This is a genomic window from Gallibacterium genomosp. 2, assembly GCF_000771895.1.
Classification (GTDB): domain Bacteria; phylum Pseudomonadota; class Gammaproteobacteria; order Enterobacterales; family Pasteurellaceae; genus Gallibacterium.
Genome location: NZ_JPXY01000020.1, coordinates 19,477 through 27,538 on the forward strand (window position 1 = coordinate 19,477; position 8,062 = coordinate 27,538).

The 8,062-nt window shown below is 38.2% G+C and carries 3 protein-coding genes; 2 read left to right on the top strand and 1 reads right to left on the bottom strand.

The features are described from left to right. Positions 1–20 precede the first annotated feature (20 nt). Positions 21–2,153 carry a TonB-dependent hemoglobin/transferrin/lactoferrin family receptor gene (locus tag P375_RS04745; RefSeq protein WP_039134949.1) on the bottom strand — a complete coding sequence of 711 codons (2,133 nt, stop codon included), beginning with the start codon at positions 2,151–2,153 and terminating at the stop codon, positions 21–23. Positions 2,154–2,299: 146 nt separating this feature from the next. Between P375_RS04745 and P375_RS04750 the strand changes: the two genes are divergently transcribed. Together P375_RS04750 and P375_RS04755 are read left to right on the top strand one after the other, a co-directional pair. Beyond that, positions 2,300–4,003 carry a ShlB/FhaC/HecB family hemolysin secretion/activation protein gene (locus P375_RS04750; protein WP_039134951.1) on the top strand — a complete coding sequence of 568 codons (1,704 nt, stop codon included), beginning with the start codon at positions 2,300–2,302 and terminating at the stop codon, positions 4,001–4,003. Positions 4,004–4,047: 44 nt separating this feature from the next. Further along, complete coding sequence (locus tag P375_RS04755) at positions 4,048–7,866, top strand: filamentous hemagglutinin N-terminal domain-containing protein (protein ID WP_039134954.1); 3,819 nt, start codon at positions 4,048–4,050, stop codon at positions 7,864–7,866. The last annotated feature ends 196 nt before the right edge of the window (positions 7,867–8,062 follow it).

An 8,062-nucleotide genomic window follows, 5' to 3' on the forward strand; every position in this document is an offset into this window, starting at 1 on the left:
ACTTTCCTTTTTATTGAACGTTAGAATTGATAAGCCACGCTCACTTTCACATTTCGCCCTGCCGATGGCGTGAGACTAAAGGCTTGGGTGTAGGCTTTGTCAAAGAGATTTTCAATCGCAAAATCAACGCGTAAGTTTTCCCACTCCCCTTGCTTCGGCGCATAGGTCGCGGTGAGATCCACAAGGGTGTAAGCGGGATATTCTCGCGTGGTTTTGCTTGGTAAGCGTTTTTGTGCAAAGTAATGGCTTAAGCGACCGCCAACGGAAAATTTATCTGCCACCACGGCATAATTTCCGCCAACAATGATCCTATCTGCATTAATATTTTCCAAGGCTTCACCCGTTTGACGATCTTTTCCTCTGAGCATTCCATAATTGGCATAGAGCGACCAGCTTGGCGTTTGGTATTCTGTGCTGAATTCTACCCCACGCAAACGGGCATTTTGAACATTGCGGTATTGAAATATTTCAGGAATAGCTTTTGCTTCATCATTATATTTAATTACTTCAAGATTAATAAAATCTTTCACGTCATTTTGGAAAAGTGCGGTGCTAATTTTTAACGAATCTTCCGCTTTCCACAGATTTTGCCAATGGAAGTTAAAATTAATTTCTTTATTACGGGCAACTTCGGGCTTGAGATCCGGGTTTGATTGGAAAGAAGTAACCAGCATTCTGTCATAACCAAAGTGATTGCCCGAAACATAACGTTCTTGCAGGCTCGGAGCACGGAAAGCCTCGTTATATTTTACATTGATGTCAAACCAGTCTGTTGGCTGATAGCTGAGCGTCAATGCAGGCGATAAATGGCTTTTTTGATAGCTTTGTGAACTGACTTCTGAGGTTTTGTAATGATCAAATCGCAACGCTGGGGAAAGCGTCCATTGCTCTGCAAGTTTCAAATGGCTAAGCAAATAGGTTCCCCACACATTGGCTTTCGCATTGTAAGGGTTTGGGCGGTATTTTGCGGTCGCAAGATCTCTACAGCCCGCGAGGGGATTATTGGCACAAGTCCCATCAAGTTGTTTTTTCTCCCTTGAAGTAATGGCGTGATCTTGATAAAAATCCACCCCATAAATAAAGGCAGCACGCTCAAATTCTGAGGTGTTGCGGAAATTAAAGCCCCAAGTGCGATAACGGGTTTCATCGTGGGCGAAGGTGCGTTGGTTTTGCTCCGTTTCTTTAGTGCGGTTAGTGTAGAGGGTCAATTCACTATTTACCCAGTCTGATTCTGGATTAAAGAGATAACGCAAAGAAAGTCCTGTATCGACAATTTTTTGCTGTGCTAAATCCGTTGTGCCGCCCGCTTCGCTGTAATCCACTTTACCACCTGTGTCACGGCTTTTCTTAACATAATCATAAAAATCAATAGGCGTATAAGGCTCTGCCATTTCATTATTAGCTGGGGCGAGTTGCTTATTGACTGTGTGGCGGAAATTTAGTTCAAGACGGTTAGTTTCGTTAATTTGCCAGCCCGCTTTCAACAAGCCCCCTTGTTGAGTTAGGCCACTGTAAGGCAACTCACCCAAACTTTCACCCAAACGTAAATTATTACTTTTATTGCGAAAACCCTGAACTAGCACATCAAATTTTTCATTCGCACCATAAGCTGCCACTTGCGTCTCACTAAGGGAACTAGCGGATTGGTAACCCTGTTTGACTAACACACCCCAATGCTCATTATTTTTAAGTAAGTCAAAGGCATTAAGCGTTCGCATTGCCATTACGCCACCTAATGCACCACTGCCCCACAAAGCACTACTTGGACCTTTCACCACTTCAATTTGTCCCAAGGTGCTTGGCGGAAGAAAATAAGATCCGCGATGTTCCAAATTAAAATTTTGTCGAACGCCATCAATCACTTGCACAACACGGGTTCCGCTAAGCCCTCGTATATTTACTTTTTGAGCAAGTGGACGACTCCCTCCAGAGATTGAAATATTCGGTTTAGATGAAATTGCTTGGGCGACACTTGTTGCTTGTGTTTCCTCTAGTTGATTGCGATCTAAACGTTCAATTTTATTTTGTGTTTGAGCATACTCTGTCGGATCTCGTAAAGCAGAAACTTCTATTTCCTCTAACATTTCTGCCCCGCCTACTGATGGCAGCAATGAACAAAGTGCAAAGTAAATAGGTGATCGCTTTAATTTCATTGGAAAAACCTCTCATTCACTGTTTTGTTAATTGAGTTGATAGTATTTGTTAAAAAATAAAAAGTCAATACTATTGATAATAATTTTCATTTGTGTAAAATCGTTCGCAAAATAAACTCTTATCTCTTTTTTATTAGGTGAATATTATGCGTTATTCTAATTATCTACTTGGTTGTATTCTTACTTTGCCATTATATGTTCAAGCTCAAGAAAGCTTTCAAGATCAATTGCAACAGGCTGGGGCTATTTCACAGGAACTCAATCAACAACGTAAACGTTTAGAAAAGCCTGATGGGCAGTTATTCAAACAACCCGTACATATTCATTCGCAAAGCAATAATGCACTGCGTTTTGAGTTAAATCAGATACATATTAAATTGCTCAATGAAACAGGGTTAGAAACGCCAGTAAAACAAGATTTATCGCATTTAATTAAACCTTATCTTAACAAATCAATAACACTTGATGATTTAAACCAACTCACAGAAAAAATTACGCAATATTACCGTGAGCATAATTATTTAGTTGCTCGAGCTTTCTTACCCCCTCAAGAAATTGAAAATGGTGAGCTTACAATCGGCGTGATGGAAGGGAATATTGGGAAAATTAACATTGATAATCAAAGCAAATTATCCGCTAATTTTGTCAGACGAATGGCAAATACAAGTATTAATAGCCAACGTTATTTATCTCAAACAGAAACGGAAAAATTAGCATTACTATTAAATGATATTCAGGGAATTAAATCTAAATTAAGTGTACAGGCTGGGGAAAAGACAGGCACAACAGATGTTAATATACTTTTGCAAGATGCCAAACGTTGGCAAGCTTATGTTTTTTCCGATAACCAAGGCTCAACGAGTACAGGACGCTATCGGATAAGTGCGGGTGGAAAATTGTTCAATTTGGCCGGATTAGGTGATGAACTGAGTATCAATGCGTTAAGCTCCCAAAACCGTCGTTTGAAAAATATTCGGATTGAATATTCGGCGTTATTAGATGGATATGGAACAAAAATCGGTACTTACTTCTCATATTTAAACTATAAATTAGGCGGTGATTTCGCTGCATTAAATGCTAAGGGATATAATCAAAATGTAGGGATTTATCTTTTACATCCAACTATCCGCCAACCCGATTTACACGTTAATACTAAACTAACACTTTCACATAATCGTGTTGCAGATAGCCAAGTCGCTAGCCAAGAAGTAGAAAACCACACTCGGATTAATCTCGTTAATTTAGAATTAAATGGCGTTTGGAATAGCCTACCAAAGGGAACGACCTATTTTAATATGGCAATGAGTATTGGGCAGGAACATAATCAAACGTCAGAAGCCTATCAAAATCGCCCTCTAGATTGGCAAGAAAATAATAAATTTACCTTAACCAATATTGAATTAGGACACGAGCAGATCTTACCTTATGATTTTGCCTTTGATATTAATGTGAAAGGGCAATTAAGTGATCGAAACCTCTCTTCTAATCAAAAAATGTTATTAGGCGGTCAATCTGCTGTGCGAGGATATCGAGCCGGTGCAGTTTCCTTATCTGACGCTGTCATTGGACAATTTACGCTCAAACATTATTACCCACTTTTCAAAGAAAGTTTACTCACGACATCGGCATTTTATGACATTGGTGCGGGTAAAAAATACCACAAGATCAGTACCTATAATCAACGTCCTGAAGAAACGAATCAAATCAAACTACAAAGTATCGGTGCAGGAATTCAGCTTTCCGCCCCAAATAATTATTCAATAAATGCGTACTATAGCCGCCCTATTGGTCATAAATTGGCGAATGAAAAAGATCACCAATTTGTATTGTCATTCTTAAAATTGTTTTAAGTTATTGGAATATCAATGTCTTACAATCATTTAGGAGCTAAACTATGAAAACTTCTCTTAGCCTTATTTCTTTAGCCATACTGTCTAGTTCAGCTATCGCTAACAATATTGATGTAAATGCGTTACCTAAAAATCACCAGCTTACTCAAGGTGAAGCCAACATTTCACAAAACAACAATGCAATGACTATCGATCAAAAAAGCGATCGTGTTTCTATTGATTGGGAAAGTTTTAATATTGGCAAACAAGCCAGTGTTACATTCAATCAGCCCGCTTCCTCAAGTATCTCCTATAACCGTGTAACGGGGGCGGATGTTTCCACCATTCAAGGCAAACTGAATGCCAATGGGCGAGTGTTTTTATCTAACCCTAACGGCGTGATCTTTACCAAAGACGCACAGGTGAACGTGGGAGCGATTCTCGCCACGACGAAAGAGGTGGAAAAACTCGCAGATAAACCGAAATACAGTTATTCACGAGATGAAGCCAGCTTTAAGCGGAAAAAGGAGCAAGAGGGCGAAATTCGTAATGAGGGAGTCATTCAGGCGGAAGAAGCCATTTATTTGGTGGGCGATAAGGTCGTGAATAACGGCAAACTTCACCTAACGGGAAATCCTGAAGAGGTAATTAAACTGAATTATTCGGGCAATCTTGATGGCATAGCGGTGAAAAATAAAACGGTGCTGTTGGGGGCGGGGGATAGTTTTACCTTTGATTTAACCAATTTCAGCATTAGCTTAACGGGTAAACAGGTAGCGGGGCTAATTGAAAACAAGGGAGCGATTATTTCTAATGACCGCATTTTGCTTACTGCCAAAGGGGAAGATCAGCTTAAACATTCAGCGGTAAATAATGCGGGCTTACTGGAAGCCAATGACATCGCCATTGAGGGCGGAAAAATCGTTCTCACGGAACAATCGGACATTCGCTATGGTAAAGATAGCCGTAATGGGGCTACCCTTAAAATTATACAAACGGGGAAAGATAAAGATGCAAGCATAAAAATAGGCGGAAAAATTACCGCACTTGCACAAACAGACAAAGTTAAACAAGCCACTTATCACCACAATGATCGTTTCCAATCAGGAAAAATGGCGCGTGATGAACAAGGAAAAATTCTCTATACGGCGGACAAAAAAACGATTGCTAAAGCGGAACAATCTGAGAATGGTTTAATTGGGGATGATGGGAAACGCTATGCCAATCAAAGTGATGTCGTTTTTGTGATTAGTGCTAAAAATGGAGGCTATCAAACAGACAGGAGAGGTTATAGCCCTGAATTTAATCAGAAGTTTGAAGCATTACGCTTGCCTTATCGTGATGAACGCATTTTAGAAATTAGTTATAACGAAAAAAATGGTGAATTGAGCGATATCAAAATTATTAAACGTAATGATAAACTTGATTCCATTAACAGTAAAATTGCTGACATATTAGAAGAGAAGATTAAGGCAAAAGATTTTTCTTTCCTCAAGAAAAATGAATTGGATTCTTTGACAACGAAAGTTATTGAGGAGCAAAAACAAGAACTTATTAATAAACTGGGCATTAATGAGACACAGTTATCTCTTTTATCGGGCGATCAAACCGTTAAGGTTGGGGAACGCGTTTATACTGCTCCAGCCGTTTATTTATTAAAATCAAATGTCACTCAGATTTTAGAAGAAGTTAAAAAAAGCAAACCCGATGCAAAATTTGAAGATTTGACATTATTAGCATCGATTTTGAATAATCGTCGTCCTGTTTCTCAAGGTATTGACAACAGTAAAACGAAAACAGGCTTTCTGAATGACGAGAAAAAACAGATTTATCCTTTAATGGTGTCACAGAGTTTATCGGAAAAGCTAAAACAGAATATTGCCTTACCTTTAACAACAATCAGTACACAAACTCAGCTTGAAATTCAAAATGCAGAGTTTAATCATATTGAAGGCGGAAAACATAATGTAATGATTTTAGCCAATAATTCCAAAGATAATGAAGCAACGATTCGTTTACAAAGAAGCCATATTAATCTTGGTGGAGGCGCTTTCGGCATTGGAAGTACAACAGGATTTGTGCCTTTACAAGAAAATATCTTGCAAGTAAAACAAGAAAACGGACAATTGATTTCCTTATATAATGTAACAGGTACATCTCTAAAACAGAAAACGCTAAATGAATTATTAAAAAACATTAAGTTTTATGATTTTAACTCAAAATTCCAAACTAAAGATAATCAGCAGATTTCTTTACCTGAACTTTGGACGCAATTTGTAGAAAATCCAACGATTCAAAATAAGAATGTTGAAAATGTTAATTTTTATACTTTTGTGAAAGAAAATTTCAAGGCGTTTGTGCAAGACAAGTTAGTAACAGTTCCTGCTCAAGTGGAGACCGTTTTATCTCGCTCAACATTTTCTGATGGCAGTACCATTAATTCAAATTGGAAAAAAATTGAAGTTGCCAAACAAGCCACTAATATTCCAGGCCTTACCGCTCATCAATACGCCCCATTTAACGTTGAACTAAACGAAGTCACTTTCCAAAAAAGTAAAGACTTCATCATTGCGGACGGATTTAAAACAGTGCAGTTAAATAAAGTTACCAGTAAAGATGAGATCGGAATCTATATCAATGCAGGTAATCAGCGTTCTTATTTCAGCAAAGAGACTAATTTATCTGAAAATGTGAAAAAGCAAGGCTATGAATACCTTATTGCGAATTTGGAAGAACGTATTACACGAGGGAATTTTTCCGTCTTAAACGAACGTTATGATTTTAATCAATATAATTGGGATGTAAATAATACGCCATTTACACGCAAACTTGCTCATAGCGAAAGAGCAAGCCGTGCGGCAAATAGAGAATTAAACAGAGCCTTTGCTGAATGGGTAGGCGATGCTACAAGCCAGCGTTCGCATATCGACGGCACAAAAATCACAATTCGAGATAGCCAACTAAACAGTAAAGATGGTTTTATGCATTTACTTGCCAAAGATGTCGATATTCAAAATAGCCATTTAACGGTCAATTATGCTCGACCGCTTTATGATGATTTTATGCCTAAAGCCAGCAAAATAGGGATAAATGCGAAGAATATTCGATTAGATCATAGCCACCTATTCGTCAGCGGAGAGGATAGGCTGAATACATCCGCAATGCCGGGGGCAGCAGGTATTTTCTTAATTGGTGATGTTGTTGGTAAAAATAGCAGTATTTATGCCAAAACATATCAGGGGTATAGTATCCGAACCAGTGGAAAAACAACGTTAAGTGGAGAGTCTTCGGCAAAAGATTTACGCATTACCGTTATTCATACTGGGCCTTATCCAAAAGACAGTGGTTCCGTATTTGGTGCAAATAGTGCGGACTACTTTATTGAAGGAATAGGTTTTGATGTGGGCGATATTATCCAAAGAGATGAAAAAGGGAATGTTATATCAGGTACCACATTAAGTAATCTAGAATTTAATATTTTTGCCCCTAATGGTGCAAGAGCCTTTAAATCTTACGATAATTCTAGCAAAGATTATGTTCCGAATATCAAAGTAATGAAAAGTGCTATCTTCAATTATTTTGAACGACCACGCATTGTTTCTCTTGCCTCAAATGTTGTTACTGGCAAAAGTCAGGCACTGAGCTTAAGAGATATGCTACGCAATATTGATCAAATTCAAGGTGTCAAAGCAAGCAATTTAGGTTTACAACAAGCGAGTAACACGAACCTTCCAACCTCTTTAAATCAAATAGATAACATAATACAAAATGTTTCGTTACCAGAAGAGCGAAGTGAAGTTGAAATTTGTGATGAAAACAATCAAGAATGCTCTACACTTCCATCGAAGATGAATGGAAAAGTCAGCGTGGGAGAGATTTTGTAAGATAATATGTAGAAGATCAAGTCTGATCTTCTACACATTAACCGTGCAAAATCATAAAAATCTTATAAAAAACTAACACCTTCTCAAACCAACAAAAAACCGGTGTTTCCACCGGTTTTCTTTTCTATTTCTGGCACTATTAAGCAGGCATATAGGACAAAATAGTTGGTCTTTTTGTACTTTATGCCTTTATAGG